Origin of the sequence: Kribbella catacumbae DSM 19601 (assembly GCF_000372465.1) — a bacterium.
GTDB classification, from domain to species: domain Bacteria; phylum Actinomycetota; class Actinomycetes; order Propionibacteriales; family Kribbellaceae; genus Kribbella; species Kribbella catacumbae.
On sequence record NZ_AQUZ01000002.1, the window covers coordinates 123,203 to 141,286 of the forward strand.

The window sequence follows — 18,084 nt, forward strand, 5'->3', positions numbered from 1 at the left end:
GATGCTGATCTCGTGCTGCCGGCCGGCCGCGGCTCCGTGCTCACCGGATTGGCCTTCCGTCCCGGTCGTCCTCGAACTTGCTGCGTTTCCGCGTCTCATCCCGGGCTCTGTCGCGAATATAGATCGCGTCCTGGTGCGTGATCGGCGCGTCATGGATGTTGTGCGAACCGCGCAGGAAGTTCACGGTGCGATCGGCGATCGAGTACGCCACCGATTGCTCGATGACAGCGCTGGTCCGCTGAATGGCTGTCGCCATCGCGTGCAGACGCTCCAGCTGGGCGGTGCGCTCGTGCTCCAGTTGCTCGAGGGTATCGATGCGCCTGGCAATCGAACCGAGCAACGGGTCCTGTGAGCGGAACAGCTCGACGGCCGCTTGCGTCGCCGGGTCCGCTTCCATGCGCACGTCCAGCTGGGCCAGCAAGAATGCCGTCACCAGAGCACCCTGGCTCAGCCGCCGGCTGAACGCCTCGGCCACCTTGTCGCTGACACGTCGCTCGCGTATGGCCGCGGAGCGAAGCTGCAGGCGCAGCGCATCCACGAGCGGGCGAGGAAGGTTCCGCACCATGGGCTGGCTCGCCAGACCGATGATCCGGAAACCTGACTCCGGCAGGGATTCGGCAGTACCGCTGCCGCAGCCCCTTGTCCCGGTTGCCGCCTGGATCGCGTCCTGCTGGTCGGTCTTGCGGTGCGCTGACACCGCGGACACGGTCAGGTGATCGAGGTTCCGCTCGTCCTCGGCGTCCAGCACCGCATCGAGCTCCTGAGGTGCTCTGATCTCTGGCCGTGGACCACTCGTATCTGTGCCATCCGATCGGGGAGACGTCGCGGCTGGTTGCTGTGGGTCCGGTAGGGGCGCCGATGTACCGCCGCCCGACGAGCTGCTGCGGCGCGGGCTACCGCCGTGGTTCGTCGGACTTCCCGCGCCCACTGCCTCAAGCCCATCGTGCGCCGCTCTCTCGGGGGTGGGCTTGTCGGGCACCGGCTCGGACGCCGGGGGGCCGGCTGCCTGCCCAACATGAGTGGCATCTTCAATCGGTGGTTCGGCAACGTCGAAGGTCGGCTCGTCGTATCCGGCTCCCTCGGCCGGCGGAGGGGTTCCCGCGCCGGTCCGCCGGAACTCGTCGAGGAAGGATGTGTCGACCTCCATGGAGTCGTTGGCCTTCGCGTCATCGAGCAGGTCCTGAAAACTGCCGCCACCCATGATCACAACTCCCCGTCCTCGGCATCGAGCAGATAGTTGTCGCCTCGAGTGAGGCCGATGAGGGAGTCGAAGCCCTGTGTGACAACCCGCTCGAGATTCGCGCTGTTCGTCGACAAAGCCTTGACCTCGTCGACCAGCTGATTGAGCCGGGCGATCTCAAGGGTCGGCAGGTCGTAGTCCAGGTTCTCGCGCCGGATCTTCTCGTCGACAGCCTCGGCCATGTACTCGTTGACCGACGTGTAGCCGCGGCGCTGGGCCCAGTACTCCGCCCGCTGCTTGACGTCCGGATGGAGGCGCACGACCGCGCGCTCCCGGCGATCCTGGTTGACGACTGCCGACATGCTGAACCTCCCCGGTGAGCATCCACGTCCTTTATGAATACATCATACTAAGCCATTTAGATACCCATGTAATGTCGATCTGATGGTTCATTGTGCCTGCGGGTCGGCTTGGGCTAGTGAGATCGACAGAGTCGATCCGGGATCTCAGCGAAGAAGAAACCTGGTTGGTTGCAGGGCGCCCGGTTGAGTCCGGGCGCCGGAACCCGCAGCACTACGCGTGCGCAGGACCTCCAATGACCACTGCAGGTCTCATCCATCGACACGACATTGAGGACCATCTGCCATGCCCACAAAGACCATGACCCGAATCGACGCCGGACTGATCACCCTGAACCTTCCGGTGAGCTCAGACGGCGGAACCTGGTACCAGATCCCGTTCAAAGGCGAGAGCGCCACGTACGTCGACCGCCAGGCAGCCGCATACGTCATCGCCTACGGGGACCGGGTGGACATCGCCATCGACGAGAACACCGACTGGTCACGATTCCCGACAACCTTTGACGCCCTGTGCGCCAACGTGCCCGTCTACGCAGTGGAGTACGCGCAGGCCTGATCCACGTACTCGCTCACCCACGTCCCGAAGCGGGAGCACCGATCACCATGTCATTCCTCGAACGCATCGGCTACCTCGAGACCAAGGGACAGGAGCAGGCGCGACTCGCCCAGTCCCCCGAGGGCTCGACCAACCACTACCTGTCCACGCTGCCGATCACTCTTGCCGACTGGCCCCAAGACATGCTGGTCGAGCTGCCCTGGAAGCCGCCGCGCACCACGGAACCGCACCGTGTCGTCGTTGTCCCCCTCGACTACCGGCCGGACTCGCGGCCTGGTCGCGTTGACAAGGAGCCGTTGCCGCGCAAGCGCAACAGCGGTGCGTGGAGCTGTGCTGTGGTCTCGTCCGACCACCCGAGCTATCCGGCCGGCGGCTATCGCATCGTCGTGTCAGCCGCCGAGATCGCGCGCGGCCGCAGGGTCGACCTCGCCGGCGTCCTGGTCAGTCCGAAACCGACCCCAGCGATAGCCACGTGCAAAAGCACGGCTGGGCGGTCCAATGGAAGTGGGATGCCGTCATGAGCACCGCTACTTTCACCGACAAGCTCGGCGCCACCGGCCGCACCGGAGAGCAGGTGATCGTGCCGATCTGCAACGACGACGGGCTGCCTCAGCTCGCGATCGCCGAGGTGGTCGAAGTTGTCGTGCGGGAGCCCAATCCATTCGCTTCCGAACTGAGCGTGCGCACGCGCGTCGGCGACGACGAAAGCTGCGTCTACGAGCCCGACGAGATCGTCATTCTCGCTGCGGCCGGCACCGCGCCATGGGGTACGGCTATCGGTCCGGCGGCGAGACAAGCCAGCTCGCTGACAACGACTTCTCGATGACGTGCATGAGGAGCACCTGCAACACCATCCCTGTGCTGCCCTGCATGGTAGCCACCAAGACAGGAGAGCCGTGATCTTCCGTAACATCGCACGAATCCTCGCCGTCGTCCTGATCGGCGCCGGTGCCCTGGTGGCCTGCAGCGACGATCAGCAGGCCTGTGCCGCCATCGCAGGTAGCCTGTCGAAGCCGAGCCCGCCGAGGCCGGGATCCCAGCGCACCTCGTCGAAGGTGCAAGACCGGCCGATGAAGACCTCTGGCTCGAACCCGGGCAGCAGCAAAAAGACGACAACGAACCCGTACTGGCGCACGTCGACCAAGCCCAGCACCTGGGGCGGCTACAACACCGGCGGGCGAAACTGGTCGAAGCCGTACCGGAAGAACATGCCGCTCGCACCTCAGCCGGTAATCGTGAACTACTACGGCCGCGACTACCGCAGCTATCCAAGCTATCCCGGCTATTACCCAGTCGGGGTATGGCCCGAAGGGTACGGCGCCCGGTACGGCTGCGTGGCTGACCGCGAGAGTACTCCGGAGCCGATCGGCACACCGACGCCGTCCCCGACAGCAACGGTAACCACCACCGTCGAGCCGACCACGACTCCGACCGCCTCCGCGACTCGCAGCGGAACAGCCACTCCGAGCGGAACGGCCACTTCGAGCGGCACTGCTCGCTAAGCGGTCACCGCCACCTGGGCCTGTGTCCCGCTGCAGGACTCCCAGGCCAGGGCATGCGAACGGCCGCCCCGTTTCGAGGAGCGCGATGCAAGGACAGCCGCAGCCAGACGCCCCTCGTCCACCCCTCCACGCAGACAGGAACCGTCCAATGCGGATCTATCACGGCACAGCGGTAGATGGCGACGCGCCGATCATCAGCATGGTGGCAATCGCCAAGGATGAGGTGTCAGCGCGTCGGGTGATGCACGAGTACGAGGCAGACGTCCACACGGACGACCCGCGCCTGGACGACGAGATCTGGCTCAGTCCGGAGCTGACCCACATTCAGTTCCTCGGCGAGGCAGCACCGCACCTCGCAGCAGGGAGCGTGGTCTGTCCCGTACCGGGTGCGATCTAGCCGTGGAGGAGGCATTCGGCCCGACCTCCAGCAAGGAGTCATGGAAAGAGGTGATGGTCGATCCGACCGCTGCTCGCTCGGGAACGACCAGGCAGCCCAGAGGTCGCCCCAGAAGTGTGACGCAGTGCCGCCCTCTGCGCGTGCTCCCGAACGACCCGCCCAAAGCCCACCAAGGAGACCCCAATGACCAGGCCCGAGCCAACCATGACCACTATCGGCAATGAGGTACCGATCCGCTTCTCCGGAGGCCTGGTCGAACTCGTCGGCACAGTGCTCCACGACCCGGCAACCGGGCTACTCGTACTGGACACCGGCGACGGCGAGCCCGAGGAGTACCTGAGCATCTCGCTTGATGCCTACGGCATCTCGCGAACAGCCGACGACGAAGTGTTCGTCAAGGACTGCGACGAAGGCGAGGGCGTCGCACAGAGCCTCATCGACGCAGGCCTGGCAGAGATCGTCAGTGAGCACAGCATTGGATCGTTCTCGGCGCGGGCCGTACGCCTGCGCATCCTCCCGAAACAAGAGGGCTGACCAGCGTGGTCGGGAGGGAGGACGAGCACGCCCCTTACCAGGCGAGCCCGCAAGGCATCCGGGAGGCAGAGAAACAGCCAGCTTCAGTGGGGGATGCGGCGTGGCAGAACACGAGCAGGGATCAACGGAGTTGATCCGGGCTTCATCTGGACAGCACACCTGGTCTGGCTGATCTCGGCCTCGGCGGTCTGCTTGTCGCCACTCAACCGCCTATCCCGTCGACTGGTGCATGACACCTCGGCCGGAGGAGGCCTACGGCGTTCACAGGAGGACTGCCCCATGCCCGCACACGATCCGAGCGAGACCGAGATCGACATCGCCGTAGCACAGAAACAACTCGTAAAGCTCGCCGAAGAGCAGCGGCGCATTCAGGACAAGATCCAGGTCGAGCTGAGGACCCAGAACCTGATCGCGTTCTTTGCCGTCCTCAAGCAGCCTGCCAGTCCGGGCGCCGACGACTCGGAGCTCGAAGAACTCGAGCAGGACATTCGCAGCCGCTTGAAGAGCTGATCTGCATGACGCTGTGATGGCCGATCTAATGCCTGCTTCAGGTGGCTCTGGCGCGCCCATCATCACAGCCCCTCTCCCTGCGCCAGGTGTTCGGAAGACCTTCATCGAGGCCAGGGACCCGAGCACAGCAGGGCATCAGGCCAGGTCGACGTGGTTGATCCGCGACTCAGAAAGCGCTACTGCACTCGATCGGCGAGGCCGATTCGGGCTTTGAGATGACTACTGAATTGTGACGAGTCGTCTGAACGGCGCAGCCCATTCGAGGCACGCCACGAGCCCAGTCAGCCACCTGTTGCACGCCGTCTCGGCAATGGGACCAGCAAGTCCATGGCCGTGCCCGCTCCTCCATCCAGCCAACTCACCCAAGGAGACAACATGTCGAACCCGGTCAACCACGGAACCCTCATCGGCCGTCTGGCCCGCGACCCGATCCGATTCAACAACAGCGACGGCTCGCAGAAGGTCGTCTTCACAGTCTTCGCGGACCGCGACTACAAGAACGCCCAGGGCGAGGCACTGTCGGACGCGATCTCCGTCGAGGCGTTCGTGCGCAAGGAGACGACCTTCGAGGAGACTCCCTTCGCCAAGATCCATCAGGGAGACAAGGTCGCGCTGAGTACGACCTTGCGCATGGATTCCTACGTCCGCAACGGCGAGAACATCTTCGACCTGAAGGTCGTCGTCGAGAAGATCACTTTCCTCGATTCGCTTCAGGTGACCCAGGCCCGCCTGGCTGAACGCGTTGCCGCCGCCGAGCAGACCAACCAGGCGGCCCGCGCAGCTGCGCCGGCCCAGGCCAAGGCCCTTGCCGGGGCCCAGAGCTCGCCGATTGGCTCCGAACTCCCCTTCGGCTGATCACATCCGGCCAGCAGCCCAGACACCTGCGGACGGGAACCACACCAGGCATCGGCTGCCGGGAGATGGTTCCCGTCTTCTGGACAATGCCGCGCCGATGCAGATCAGCGTGGCCCGGTCCTGACCTGGACGAGGATCCGCACCGGGCCAGGCCCACCATTCACTTTCTGAGCGAACGCCCGGATCCACCGCAGCCCCCAGAGGGCCCCACCAGCGGAAATGAATTGAGAGTGCTGCCCCATGCCCGAACCACTGCTGTCGAAGACGTGGCGCTTCCTGCACCGCGGCCAGGTATTGCGTGCTGCGCAGAGCTTCCGCGCTGCCTGGGCCACACACGCGATGGTCGACGGACTCGCGCCACGCATGCTCTGTTCTGAGGCAATAACGCTAGTGCCTCGTCAAGCAACGTTGGGTAGGTAATCGGGTCGGCGGATCTTGGAGTCGACAGCGAAGTGGCGTTTGGGTTGAGAGCGTTTGTTGTGCCAGCGGACGTAGCCGGCGATCGCGTTCTCCTGAGCGGTGTGGCTGGGGTAGTCGCTGCCGTCGAGGGTGAAGTAGCGCAGCGCGGTGAACTCGCACTCGATCCAGTTCAGCCAGGAGGCGTTGCTCGGGGTGAACACTAACTCGACGCCGTTGTCACGGCACCAGGCAACGACTTCGGATTTCTTGTGGGGTGAGAAGTTGTCACAGATCACGTGCAGCTTCCCGGTCGGGAACCTGGCCCGGAGTTGCTTGAGGAAGGCGAGGAACTCCTGCCAGCGTTTGCGGTCGCGGAACCGGTAGAACATCTGGCCGGTGGCCAGGTCCAGGCCGGCGAGCATCTGCCTGATGCCACCGGTGCGATGGTAGGTGGCTCGCTGTCTGGCCGGGCCGGCGACCGGGAACCAGCCTCTACCAGGCCGGGGCTGGAGGTTGAGCGGGCCGAACTCGTCGACGCAGATCACCCGGCCATCAGCTGGTGGATGGTCATACAGGTCGAGGATGTGGGCCATCTTCGACGCGAACTCGGGGTCCCGGCTGCCTTTCCAGGTCTTGGTAGCTTGCCAGCTGACACCCGCGGCCCGCAGGATCTTGCGCACCGATTCGGTACTGATCCGGATCTTGCTGTTCTCGGCCAGGTACTCGACCAATTTCGTGAGGCTCCACGTCGTGAACGGCCGGCCCAGCCGTTGCGGCGGAGTTTTCGCGACCCGGCAGACCGTCTCACGAACCGGGGGGCCGAACCTCTTCGGTCGCCCCCCGCTCCATTTTGGGTCCAAAGCCGCGAACCCGGACTCGTTGAACGCGTGAATCACCTCCCGCGCATACTGCGCCGTCGCCGCGAACATCCCCGCCGCATCACCAGCACTACGACCCTGCACCGAGGCCAGCACGATCCCGGCCCGCCGCAACCGCACCCGGTCCTTGGCCGTGCGGGTGATCTTCACCAACCGAGCCGCTTCTTCGGGCTCCAACGCACGCACGAACACCTCAGGCTGTCGACCCATCGCCACCTCCGACAGCCAGCCTCCAAAACCAGCCCCAGCCAGGTCAACCCGACACGATTACAACGCCAACGTTTCTTGACGAGGCACTAGCTGACCTGCTGTGCGCGTTGGGCGAGCCAGAGTTCGCCGGCCTGCTGCTGACCGCCCACACCGTCGAGCACGCCGGCGTGCCGGAGCGCTTGGCCCGCCACCACGGCGATTCCAGGATCGACCACGCCCAAGTAGACGCCAGGCTCGCGCATTGGCGGGATTGGAACGAGGTCAGACAGCCACTCCCTGCCGATCACGGCCTCGACGTCACAGCGCATACAGCGGCCTGGGACCAGATCGCGGCTACGGACCGGATTGCCTGACCTCAACCAGTGCCGGCCTTGCGTCACCGCTCCACAAGGATTCTTCATTGAACTCACCGATCCCTGAAGATCCCCGAACCGGCGCCGCATCCGGCTGGCCATCTGGGCTGCCAGGTGCTGAGCAGAAGCCCGAGACGCTCCAGGCCCGCGACGAGGCCTGCCCGTGGACACCGACGTGATGTCCGATGGCACGTTGCCGCACTTCACGTACTTGCCAAGGGCACCGACACCGATGAGTCGTCCAATTCACCCCAGCCCATCACGCGCCACAGATCGACAGCGCCGGTCTGTGGCATTCCCCAGAGGAGATAGCACTCGATGCAGCTCATCAACGACCGCTCCGAGTACACGCAGTTCACCGACGAGCACCTGCTCAGCACCGACTGGCAGCACGCGGCCGAGAGCTACCTCGACGCCAGAGTCGAGGGACGCGCGTTCACTGCCCACGGCCACTGGCCCCGTGCGATCCAGCGCACCCTGAAGCAACCACTCGAGCAGCACGTGATCTTCTCTCGCGTAATTCGCGATGAGTTCACCGGCGCGGTGATGGTCTCGACCGACATCGCCGCGGTCAACCTCGCCACCTTGTGCGCCTGGGCCGCGGAACCACCGCAGAACCAGACAGCCCAGTCCGATGGCATCGACGGTCATCGACGAACCCCGGAATGAGGTGATGGCTGGATGAGCCAGCCCGTCGCGGTGTCGGACCTGAACCCAGGCGACTACGTATGGGACATCGGGTGGACAACGCCACTGTTCGTGACAGGAGTGTCGCCCCCCATGCACCCGGCACTGGAAGCCGCCGGCTACCTGGTCGTCGCCGGCCACCGGTACCTACTCACCGAGAACCACTGGAGCCCGCGCGAACAGAAGCTCACCTACCGGGCCAACAAGCAACTGACACTCGATGATCCGGCCGCGGCCGCCTCGATCTACGGCGCACCGGCAGGCAAGGAAACGATCGACGGCTAGAACGATCACCACCATCAAGCCCACCACGGTCTAACGCGGCACCGTCTCCAGATCCAAGCCACGAACACCAGACGATCGACAGGGCCACCGGAGCCACGGAGGAAGCCGTGAGCCAAGAATCTCAAGGCGAGATCGATGCTGCATGGCAAGCAATGAAGCTCAAGCACGGTTGTGTCTGTCTGAAGAACCAGACCTCTCCTGAGTGCAACCTGCACAAGGACCAGAAGGAAGTTTCGATCATGTTCCAGGGGCTCTTCGACAAGGCCGCTGACATCACCGACATCGAGTTCAGCCATCGCGTGGACGCCCTCCACATCGATATCTACGGGGAAACGTAGCGAGCAAATCCGAACCATCGCCCGGTGCCGGCGGCCCCGTTGAGCACACCAAGCTGAGGAGCGCTGCTTGACCAACCTCGTCCACAAGTACGCCGAACTGCAATACACAATTCCCAGGGCCACCGCCGCGACGATCCTGCATCGGGCAGCCGCCGACCCGAACGACCAAGTGACGCTGATCGCCGACGAAGGCGGCATCACTGCCACTGTCACCCTGCAGACCGGATACGACAGCGCCGCCCAAGCGACCAGCGACGCGATGACTCTGGCCAGCGCCGAGATGTACCGCCATACCCGTCAGCAAAGTGGCATCCCGGCGCCCTGGCGGGTGCTGATCGTCGACCGCGACGGCATGGCCGACCACCTCGCACATCCGCAAGCCACCACCGGCCCCGAAACATTGCCTCCGCACGATGACGGCTTGGCCGGAACCACGCCCTGATCCACACCGTGATCTCGAATGCCCCCGTCAGAGCCCAGGGCGACGGGGACCCCTCAGCGGCGACGACCGTGAGGATCAGCAGCCAGGCAGATTCCCGCTGACCTGGACCGACAAATCGAGTACTCCGGGCGACCCCCGCCGATCGAGCCTGGCGCTCCGTCGGCGGGGGTCCTCTTTTTCCGCGCAGGGCAAGAGCCCGTCGACGTGACATCTCGCCGTTTGAGGACTGCGGGTGAGGCGCCGGCCGCTGTGCCGGCTTCTGGCCCACTGTCACTCAGGCAGTAGCCGTCTGGCCATGACCCGGACGGCGGTTGAAGGGAGTACACAATGGCTGAGATCTCCTGCGCCCACTGCAGGAAGACATGGGACACGCACTATCTGCGGCATGAAATGGGCTGGTTCAAATGTGTTGACTGTGGCGCGCCCATCACGAAATTCAGAGACGGGAGCTGGCAGGACAACCGCTTCCCTTGGCAGGGATCACCGGGGAACTGTACGCATCCGCTCGGCGGCGAGCTGCGCTGGAACATCAGCCACCGCGCTGGTGTCCCCGATGAGATCGCCGACAGCCTTGACCCGGAGGCCTGGTTCGAGGCTGTAGTTGCTGACCTGGGTTGTCCCGGGTGCGGGGTGCATGGCGGGGGCCCAGCACCCCGAATGTGGACACTGATGCGGTGGGTGCGTTCCTCGATGAGGAAGATCAAGAGAGCGGCAAGCTGACCGCCCACTGAGAGAGTTGCGAGAAGCCCTGCCCAGCTTCGGCCGGCAGGGCTTTTCTTGTGTTACCAATCTGAACTGGGCTCGGCCTGATCGCGCACGCACCCCGACAGTCCGATCAGGACCCCACAGACTGTTGCCCTCGGCATTGACAGGTCGATGGTGCGAATTGCGTAGCACCGTTCAGGTGCCGACCGCGGGACCTCGCGCTGTTAGTGGCTTCGAGTCGGGCAGGGACGGAGCCATACGCGAGCGAGGCCCGGAAAGCGAATGCCCCGCTGGAAAGCGCGAAGTGAAGGGAGTACCTCTGCTTCGCACCTGCATCAGACGGGGCATTCATGATCCAGCCGCACTGAATCCACCAACCCATGACGGAGGTGGGTGCTCCCAGACCGAAACCATGCTCCCTCACCGTCGAGGCCAGACACAACCACACCCCGACGATGCCTGATGCGAGCGTCGACTTGACGCGACCCAGGCCCCACGCCGCATAACAGGACTCCCCGTTCGCTAGGCCTGCTTCGCTGTTGCGCTGCGAGTTATCCACAGGTAGTTCTGCAGGGATCCGGCTCATCGACCTACGATCGAGACTCAGACCGAGGTCACATGGGCAGGAGGCGGGATGAGCTACGGCAGTCCCTTCACACCTAAGCCCGGTGACGTACCCCTGTGGCCGCATGGGCGCGCCGCCGAATTCGATGCGATCCGGGACCTAGCCCAGCGGGTCGCCGCAGGGGAGGTCGGTGACACGAACGGCTTGCTGATTCACGGCACCCAAGGCATCGGCAAGACAGCGCTCCTCAATGCCGCCAGCAAGCAGCTGGCCGATGGTGGCTGGCAGGTGGCTGTCATCAGCAAATACGACTCGCACGACCTCAGCGACATCTTCCGCAACAGCGTCGACTCCCAACGGATGCGCGGCTTCGCCGCACGAGCTCGAGAGCGATCGGCGCGTCTGAAGGGCAGCGTCCACGGCGGCAGCCTTTCGATCGGACTGCTGCGCGGTGTCGGCGCCTCAGTCGAGATCGGGCCCTCCAAGACCACGTGCGACGTCGCACAGCAGCTAGTAGACGCCGGCCAGCGTGCTGCCCGATCCGCCCGCCCCGCCATGATCCTGGTCGACGACCTCGAGAACTGGTCGCCTTCCGAGCTCCGGCAGCTCTGTACCGGTCTCGAGCAATGCTCACGGGCGGGGTCTCCGGTCGGCGTGATTGCCACCAGCGCTCCCGCCGGCGACCTACGGCTCGCCCGGGCCGATCGCGCTGGTGTCATCAACGCCCGTCGGCTCGGTCCCCTGACACCAAGCGAGGCCCTGGCGGTCTTGCTGCACACGGCCGGAGCGCGCGGAATCGCTATCGAGCCGGGCGCCTACGAGCGACTCCTGACCTTCTCGCGGGGACATCCACAACGCCTACAGCTAGCCGCCCACGAGGCCTGCAAGGCAATGTCGCCCAACTCAGCCTTGCTGACCGTGGCCGCCGCAGACCACGGCATCGAACGGGCCATCCCCAAGCTGGACCGCCAAGTCCACGCACCGAAATGGCACATTCTGACACCAGCAGAACAGTCAGTTGCACAAGCCCTCGCTAGCGTCGGTGGGAACCTCCCGCGCGCCCGCGCAGTACTGCGTGCGCACCTGCCAAGAGCAGATCGGGCCCAGTTCGAGCCAGCCTGCGACGCCCTGGTGCGCAAAGACGTGGTCATCGAAGATGCGGCTGGCCGGCTTGCTTTCAGCAACCCCGGCACAGAAGCCTGGATACTGCGCCACCGCCCTCCCATCGGCTCTCCGATCCACGTCTTGCGGGGATCGCCACAGCAGCGTCCACTAAGCTCCCGGACTGCTGGCTCTGGACGACGAGCCAAGCAACTAGGCCAAGGTGCAAGCGCAGACCAGCGCAGCCGACGAGGGATTGGCGGGCCATGACTCAACCTGCATCAGCCGAACGCCAGCGCACAGTACCCGGCCTGAATCTGGATATCGACGACGTCATCGACACCCCAGCCCAGGTCGCCGCGATCGCAGACGCTGCCTCCGACAGAGAGATGGCTGCGATCATCCACTGCACCGAAGCACTCGCTGCCTACGTCGCCGAACTCCACGCCCCGCACGGCTTCGACCAGTTTCTGACGCCAGCCGAATGTGCACAAGTCACACAGTTCATCGCAGGACTGGGCAAGAACGCCGCTCGTGCTGATGAGTTCTTCGAGCCGCGGACCGGGCTGGAGCTTCGCCGTCGCAACCCGGCAGCCGGCTGGAACGCCACGACCGCGCGTGAGGCGGGCGTGCGAGGGACCGAGCTCCAGACACACGAAGGCCTACCGGCCTACGCGCTCGAATGCATCGCGTTGCTGCAGGCACTGATTGCCTATCTGGACGATTTCCACGGCACCGACGGCTTTCAGGAAGTACTCACGCCGCAGGAACGATCGAAGGTAGGGGAGCTGATCAGCCAGATTCTCAGCGACTGAACAGCCAGCCGAAAGAGAGCACAGCACAAACACCGCTTGTGCATTTGTGAACCGACTTCGCTGGTTTGTGGTGCGCTGGGCACGTTCAGTAACTACAGTTGCCCTGGCGCGGCCCACTGGGGAGACCGCACGTTTTCGGGAGGATGCTGTGGCTGGCACGCGGGCCGGGCTCGAAGGTCGGCAGCACACCCACTTGCTTTTGCCGCATGCCGCCTTGGATGCCCCGCAGCGAGGCTTGTTCGAGAGCGCGTTACGCCCAGCCGGCTGGACAATCGATCCCGACGACAGCTCCAGCATGTCCCTACGCTGGAATCGGGGCCGCGCTGCCCTGCGGCTGCAGACACTCGGCTGGTTCCCACTACTGGTGACGGTCGGCCCGATCGGGAAGGCGACCGCGGTCCACCGGGATGCCGCAGCCAGGCTGACGGCGGCTGTCCTGGCCGGGCGCGGTATGAATTTCACCGATCAGCAACTGGTCGAGTACCTGCCGCAGGCACAAGCCCGCTGGCAGCGCGCGCTGATGGAGCGTCGGCGACTATTCACAGCGGAGCGACTGCTGCGGGCGCGCCGCTGCTCATACTGTGCCTCCTGGTCCGACACGTCCGCGACGCACTGCGCTGGATGCCGTCGACGGTTCACCGTCGCAGACGACACGGAATGGAACACCACAGTCAGCCGAGCGACGGCAACCGTGGCTGAGGCCGAGGCGATCCTCGCCGACCTGGCGCGTGGTGTGGTGCTGGAGCGGCTGACCGGGGCGTCGCATGGCTGAACCGATCGTTGCGACCCGTGAGGCCGAGCAGTGGGGCTGGGAGTACCGCGGGCAAGAGGTTGTGGTCGTCGAGCAGCAAGACCCACCAGTTCCCGCCGTGCCGCCTCCGTCGACGCTCGCTACGCTGGAGACCAAGCGTGCTTCTGCAGCCCGGGTAAGTCCCGTCCTGACCTGGGCGACGGCGGGAGTCATTGCCGCAACGGCTGTGGTCTACGTCGCCGTCGATCCTTTGCTGGCCCTGATGCCTGCCGTGATGGCAGTGGGTCTCGGCTGGTTGCGTTGGGGTCGTCCGGAGATGCTGCGCCAGGCTGCGGTCAAGGAGCACCAGCGGTGGCTGGCCGACTGTGTCACCACGATGGCCGGGTTCGAGCGGGACGTACAGGTTTGGCAGCAGGAGCTGAGCCAGCGGGAGCAGACGAAGGCGCTACAGGTCCGTGCCGTGCGTCCATGGGTGCCGGTAGGCCCGGTGACCAAGGAGCGCGTCGACCTGTACGGCGGGACCGCAGCCGGCTGGCGTGCTGCGCTGCTCGCGATGGGCAGCTCGCTGATGAGTGCGGGCGGGCGGCTCGTGGTACTAGACCTCACCCAGGATGCCGTCGTTGAGCCGCTGCGCCGCATGGCCGGCGAATACGGCGCACCGATGCGGTCGGCCGTCGTACCGAACGAAGCGAAGGCTCTGAATCCGCTGACTGGCCTGAGCCCGGACGAGATCGGTGTGGTGATCGCGGAAGGGCTGCGCGGGGCAGAGCCCGAGCAGAACGAGTCGCGCGGTGTCGACGCGAGCTTGGTCCAGCAGATTGTTGAGTGCTTGACCGATGGTCCGGTTACGTTCACGAGGCTTCATTTGGCGTTCCAGGTGCTGCTGCGGCAGCTAACGCCGGACCAGCGGGGTGAGCTGACGCGTCCGGAGTACATGAAGCTGGCCGATCTGCTCAGCGAGTCTGCGCGGCGTACGGCGGAGGCGCGGTTGTTCCGTCTGGCTGCTGGCGTGCTGCGGTTGTCTGCCGTCACCGGAGATGAGCCGATGGACGGGTGGGACGGCGACGAGGTTTCGTTGCGGGTATTCGAGCTCTCGCCCCGTGAGTCGGAGCTGTCTGCTTCGTTGCTGCGGCACCTGATGTTCCAGATCACGATGGTCCGAATCCAGCGCGGACAGTTGTCGGGGCTGGGCGAGCGCATCTTCGTGATCGCTGGAGCGGATGCCGTCGCGCGGCCGGAACTCGAGCGGTTCGACAGCATCTGCCGACGCAACGGGCTCCGGCTCGTGCTGCTGTTCGCGCATCTGCGCGACAGCGCCGTGGAACTCCTCGGCGGCGGCGACGCGGTGCTGTTCATGCGCCTCGGGAACGCGAAGGAAGCCGAGCAGGCCGCCACGTTCATCGGTCGGCAGCACCGACTGGTGGCGAGCCAGTTCACGTACTCGCACGGGACGAACACGTCCACGTCGACGTCTGACAGCACCACGCGCGGAAACAGCGCCTCGACGAGCGACTCGGTCGGCGTACAGACATCGGACAGCCGGCAGGCGACGTTCGGGCTGCTGTTCAGCCGGCGGCACCGGTCTGGTTCCAAGACGTCTGGTGAGCAGTATTCGTCGTCGACCACGGGTGGAACGTCGTGGTCGGAGGCGATCACGAGTTCGGAATCGAGCGGCTCGACGGAGAGTACGTCGGTCGGGTATCAGCGCACGTACGAGTACTCGATGGAGCCGACGGTGCTGCAGGGCTTGTCACCAACCGCTTTCGTGATGGTGGACCCGCTCGATCCGGCGAGTCCGCGGCTCGGCGACTGCGATCCGCGGTTGGGGGATTCATGATCTCGAACAGCGCGATTCCGCAGTGGCGCATCACCGAGGTGCCGCTGGCCGGCGGGCCGACTACGGATGCGGCGCAACGCCTTACCGCGCTTCGGCGCGGGCTGTTGCCGACGCTGATGATGCTGGCATCGGCCGGGCGGCCGTTCAGTTGCTGCTGGACTCGCGCGGTGGCCGGCGGACCGCTCGAGGTCAGGGTGGGGATCGAGCCTGTGGACGGTTCAGTTTCCTATCCGGTCGGCGCACGAGCTGCCGATGCGGACTCAGTGAACTTTCCCTACTGGGCAGAGGTGAATGGCGCGCACGACGTACTCACCGCGCTGCCCGAGGCCGAGGTCGAACCAGCCGGAACGCTGGAGGACATGGCCGAGGTTTTGCCGGCCTTCGCCTGGCTGATCACGGCTGCTCCCGTCGGAGCAGGGGAGCGCTCCGAACTGCTCGACGACCTTCATCTGCAGATGACGATGGGGCTGGACCGCGAGAAGGTCTCAGGAAGGGACGCGCTCGAGCTGGAGCGCAACCGCGCCCGCTACCGCGACTTCTCCGCCGCACAAGGCGGCCTGTGGTCCGTGCAGATCCTCGCAGGAGGGGCCGATGAAGCCAGTGCGAGACTTGTCGCGCAGACCTTCGCCGGGGTGGCCGACCTGCACGCCACCTCCTACGCCTTGACTCCGCAGCCTGCGATTCGCACTGAAGCGGCCGTGGCCGAGGCGAGTGCACCCGAGCCGACGGGCTTCACGGCGACGGGTGAGCTGCTTGCTGCGATCGGGCGACCGCCGGTGCGTGAGATTGCCGGCGTCCGTGTGGTCGAACAGGTGCGGTTCGACCTGACGCCTGAGACGCCGGTGAACGGGATCCCGCTGGGCGATGTCATTGATGCGGCCGGGCGGGCGGTCGGGAGCATGACGGTTTCGCCGGACACGTTGAACCGGCACGCATTCGTTGCCGGCGCTACGGGGTCCGGCAAGTCGCAAACGATCCGGCATCTGCTCGAAGGGCTCACTGACGCATCCATACCGTGGCTGGTGATTGAGCCCGCGAAGGCCGAGTACGCGGCGATGGCCGGCCGGTTGGGCTCGGACTCGAGTGTTGCGGTCATTCGGCTCGGCGACCCTGACGCCGTACCGCTGAGTTTGAACCCGCTGGAACCCGAAGCCGGGTTCCCGCTGCAGACGCACCTCGACCTTGTCCGTGCGCTCTTCCTCGCGGCATTCGAGGCGCACGAGCCGTTTCCACAGGTGCTCAGCCAGGCGCTGAACCGGTGCTACACGTCGTACGGATGGGACCTCGCGCTGAGCCGAGGCGGGACCGAATACCCGTCCCTCGCCGACCTGCAAACGACAGCGCGCGCGGTCGTTGACGACATCGGGTACGGCGCTGAGCTCGCGGCGGACGTCCGCGGCTTCGTCGATGTCCGCCTGACCTCGCTGCTCCTCGGGACGCCTGGCCGGTTCCTCGGCGGGGGATACCCGCTCGACGTTGCTGATCTGCTCAGCCGCAACGTGGTGCTCGAGCTCGAGGACGTTGGAGACGACCAGGACAAAGCGTTCTGTATGGGCGTCGTACTGATCCGGTTGATCGAACACCTTCGCATGCGGCGTGGACCGTCTTCCAGCCTGCGCCACGTGACCGTTGTCGAAGAGGCGCATCGCTTGCTCAAGGCAAGTACTGACGGCACCGCTAGTCACGCAGTGGAGATGTTTGCCGGCTTGCTCGCCGAGATCCGGGCGTACGGCGAAGGCATCGTTGTTGCGGAGCAGATCCCCAGCAAGGTCATCCCGGACGTCGTCAAGAACTCTGCGCTCAAGATCCTGCACCGGCTACCCGCCGCTGACGACCGAGAAACCGTCGGCGCCACCATGAACCTTGAAGAACCTCAGTCCCGAGCCGTCGTGTCGCTTCCGCCCGGTCAGGCCGCTGTATTCACCGACGGCATGGACCGTCCTGTCCGGGTTCGCATCCCGTTCGGCGAACCGCGCGAGCGACGGGCCGTCACAGCGCCGACGGTCAAGGCTGCCGGACGTCGGGCGCGGCTTTCTACAGTTCGCGAGAGCGCTGATGTTGCTCAGCTCCTTGAGCAGAACCCGAGATTCGTCTTGTGGGTCGAATTGCTGACGGTGGCTCATTTGGCTGCTGCCCCCAAGCCTCTGCCGCAATCGCCCTGGGCGTTTGATGATGTTTCGCCGGCGGTGGTGGAGCGTGCGATTGCCGAGGCCGTGGGAGCGGCTGTTGCCGGACGGGCGTCGGCGATCGAGCATCACGTCGTACCGGCTCAGCTCATCGACCATCTGGCCGAGGCTGTCCTTGGCATCGTGAGGCGGCGAGAGCTCAGCTGCGCGACCACTGAGATCGAGTGGCAGGCGGGGGCCTATCGGTTCGCGGACGTGGCCGACGCCTTGCAGACCTACACCGGACCGTTTGATGCTCCGCACCCGTTGACGGAGGAGTGGGCGGCTCGTGGGGTGAAGCTGTGGGGATCGACCCTTGAGGAGCAGATCGTGACTTACTCAAAAATCCAACCTGAGAAGGCTTCGCCGTCGTTGTTTCTCGGTGATGGGACGCTCCTTCGGGCCGCAGCCAGTCTGTCCACGGGCACTGATCCGTACTCGCAGCTGATCACCGCAGCCCACGAACTGACGGTGCCTGGGCAATGGCACCGTCACGTCTTCCGGATGCTGGAAGGGGCGGGTGAATAGTTTCATGGACCGGCCACGAAGACCCGAACCCATCGAACCGGATGACTCTTCCGGCCAGACGTCCAGCTCTGACGCTCCAGTCGAGCGGCCTATCTCGGACGCTGTTGACCGCCAGCAGGAACTTGCAGACCG

21 protein-coding genes are annotated in these 18,084 nt (G+C 65.2%); 17 read left to right on the plus strand and 4 right to left on the minus strand.

The window, feature by feature from the left end:
- Window positions 1–40: 40 nt before the first annotated feature.
- A complete protein-coding gene (locus tag A3ES_RS53715; protein ID WP_157630288.1) occupies window positions 41–748 on the minus strand; it encodes a hypothetical protein in 708 nt (235 codons plus the stop codon).
- A gap of 455 nt (window positions 749–1,203) precedes the next feature.
- On the minus strand, window positions 1,204–1,542 hold the full coding sequence (locus A3ES_RS0102720) for a hypothetical protein (protein ID WP_020385236.1): 339 nt from the start codon (window positions 1,540–1,542) through the stop codon (window positions 1,204–1,206).
- Window positions 1,543–1,825: 283 nt separating this feature from the next.
- On the opposite strand from A3ES_RS0102720, the gene A3ES_RS0102725 reads away from it, so the two are divergent.
- The 8 genes from A3ES_RS0102725 to A3ES_RS0102760 all read left to right on the plus strand — a co-directional run bounded on the left by A3ES_RS0102725 (window position 1,826) and on the right by A3ES_RS0102760 (window position 5,893).
- Window positions 1,826–2,095 carry a hypothetical protein gene (locus A3ES_RS0102725; protein ID WP_020385237.1) on the plus strand — a complete coding sequence of 90 codons (270 nt, stop codon included), beginning with the start codon at window positions 1,826–1,828 and terminating at the stop codon, window positions 2,093–2,095.
- A 47-nt stretch (window positions 2,096–2,142) separates the two neighbouring features.
- The gene (locus tag A3ES_RS0102730; RefSeq protein WP_020385238.1) at window positions 2,143–2,616 is read left to right on the plus strand and encodes a hypothetical protein; all 474 of its coding nucleotides are present in this window, start codon (window positions 2,143–2,145) and stop codon (window positions 2,614–2,616) included.
- Window positions 2,613–2,921 (plus strand): hypothetical protein, encoded by a 309-nt coding sequence (locus tag A3ES_RS0102735; protein ID WP_020385239.1) that lies wholly within the window; start codon window positions 2,613–2,615, stop codon window positions 2,919–2,921. Before A3ES_RS0102730 ends, A3ES_RS0102735 begins: the two co-directional genes overlap by 4 nt.
- A 70-nt stretch (window positions 2,922–2,991) precedes the next feature.
- A complete protein-coding gene (locus tag A3ES_RS0102740) occupies window positions 2,992–3,597 on the plus strand; it encodes a hypothetical protein (protein ID WP_020385240.1) in 606 nt (201 codons plus the stop codon).
- 148 nt (window positions 3,598–3,745) lie between these two features.
- Window positions 3,746–3,994 (plus strand): hypothetical protein, encoded by a 249-nt coding sequence (locus A3ES_RS0102745; protein WP_020385241.1) that lies wholly within the window; start codon window positions 3,746–3,748, stop codon window positions 3,992–3,994.
- A gap of 183 nt (window positions 3,995–4,177) precedes the next feature.
- Complete coding sequence (locus tag A3ES_RS0102750; protein ID WP_020385242.1) at window positions 4,178–4,528, plus strand: hypothetical protein; 351 nt, start codon at window positions 4,178–4,180, stop codon at window positions 4,526–4,528.
- Between the two features lie 279 nt (window positions 4,529–4,807).
- Entirely contained in the window at window positions 4,808–5,038 is a 231-nt protein-coding gene (locus tag A3ES_RS0102755; protein ID WP_020385243.1) for a hypothetical protein, read from the plus strand.
- 375 nt (window positions 5,039–5,413) lie between these two features.
- Window positions 5,414–5,893, plus strand: a complete 480-nt coding sequence (locus A3ES_RS0102760) for a single-stranded DNA-binding protein (RefSeq protein ID WP_020385244.1) — start codon at window positions 5,414–5,416, stop codon at window positions 5,891–5,893.
- Between the two features lie 398 nt (window positions 5,894–6,291).
- Here the strand turns inward: A3ES_RS0102760 and A3ES_RS0102765 are convergent, their stop codons facing one another.
- Window positions 6,292–7,380 carry an IS630 family transposase gene (locus tag A3ES_RS0102765; protein WP_020385245.1) on the minus strand — a complete coding sequence of 363 codons (1,089 nt, stop codon included), beginning with the start codon at window positions 7,378–7,380 and terminating at the stop codon, window positions 6,292–6,294.
- Between the two features lie 86 nt (window positions 7,381–7,466).
- A complete protein-coding gene (locus A3ES_RS53720) occupies window positions 7,467–7,622 on the minus strand; it encodes a hypothetical protein (protein ID WP_157630289.1) in 156 nt (51 codons plus the stop codon).
- Between the two features lie 429 nt (window positions 7,623–8,051).
- On the opposite strand from A3ES_RS53720, the gene A3ES_RS0102775 reads away from it, so the two are divergent.
- From A3ES_RS0102775 to A3ES_RS46015, 9 genes are all read left to right on the plus strand, one after another.
- Window positions 8,052–8,402, plus strand: a complete 351-nt coding sequence (locus A3ES_RS0102775) for a hypothetical protein (RefSeq protein WP_020385247.1) — start codon at window positions 8,052–8,054, stop codon at window positions 8,400–8,402.
- A gap of 12 nt (window positions 8,403–8,414) precedes the next feature.
- Window positions 8,415–8,705 carry a hypothetical protein gene (locus tag A3ES_RS0102780; protein WP_020385248.1) on the plus strand — a complete coding sequence of 97 codons (291 nt, stop codon included), beginning with the start codon at window positions 8,415–8,417 and terminating at the stop codon, window positions 8,703–8,705.
- A gap of 107 nt (window positions 8,706–8,812) precedes the next feature.
- Window positions 8,813–9,043, plus strand: coding sequence for a hypothetical protein (locus tag A3ES_RS0102785; RefSeq protein WP_157630290.1), 231 nt, complete (start codon window positions 8,813–8,815; stop codon window positions 9,041–9,043).
- A 67-nt stretch (window positions 9,044–9,110) separates the two neighbouring features.
- Window positions 9,111–9,485 (plus strand): hypothetical protein, encoded by a 375-nt coding sequence (locus tag A3ES_RS0102790; protein ID WP_020385250.1) that lies wholly within the window; start codon window positions 9,111–9,113, stop codon window positions 9,483–9,485.
- 1,339 nt (window positions 9,486–10,824) lie between these two features.
- Entirely contained in the window at window positions 10,825–12,126 is a 1,302-nt protein-coding gene (locus A3ES_RS0102800) for an ATP-binding protein (RefSeq protein WP_020385252.1), read from the plus strand.
- Window positions 12,123–12,671 (plus strand): hypothetical protein, encoded by a 549-nt coding sequence (locus tag A3ES_RS0102805; protein WP_020385253.1) that lies wholly within the window; start codon window positions 12,123–12,125, stop codon window positions 12,669–12,671. The genes A3ES_RS0102800 and A3ES_RS0102805 overlap by 4 nt, the downstream gene beginning before the upstream one ends.
- Before the next feature lie 295 nt (window positions 12,672–12,966).
- Window positions 12,967–13,443 (plus strand): hypothetical protein, encoded by a 477-nt coding sequence (locus A3ES_RS0102810; RefSeq protein WP_157630291.1) that lies wholly within the window; start codon window positions 12,967–12,969, stop codon window positions 13,441–13,443.
- Complete coding sequence (locus A3ES_RS0102815; RefSeq protein ID WP_020385255.1) at window positions 13,436–15,259, plus strand: hypothetical protein; 1,824 nt, start codon at window positions 13,436–13,438, stop codon at window positions 15,257–15,259. The genes A3ES_RS0102810 and A3ES_RS0102815 overlap by 8 nt, the downstream gene beginning before the upstream one ends.
- Window positions 15,256–17,952 (plus strand): ATP-binding protein, encoded by a 2,697-nt coding sequence (locus tag A3ES_RS46015; protein WP_020385256.1) that lies wholly within the window; start codon window positions 15,256–15,258, stop codon window positions 17,950–17,952. The genes A3ES_RS0102815 and A3ES_RS46015 overlap by 4 nt, the downstream gene beginning before the upstream one ends.
- The last annotated feature ends 132 nt before the right edge of the window (window positions 17,953–18,084 follow it).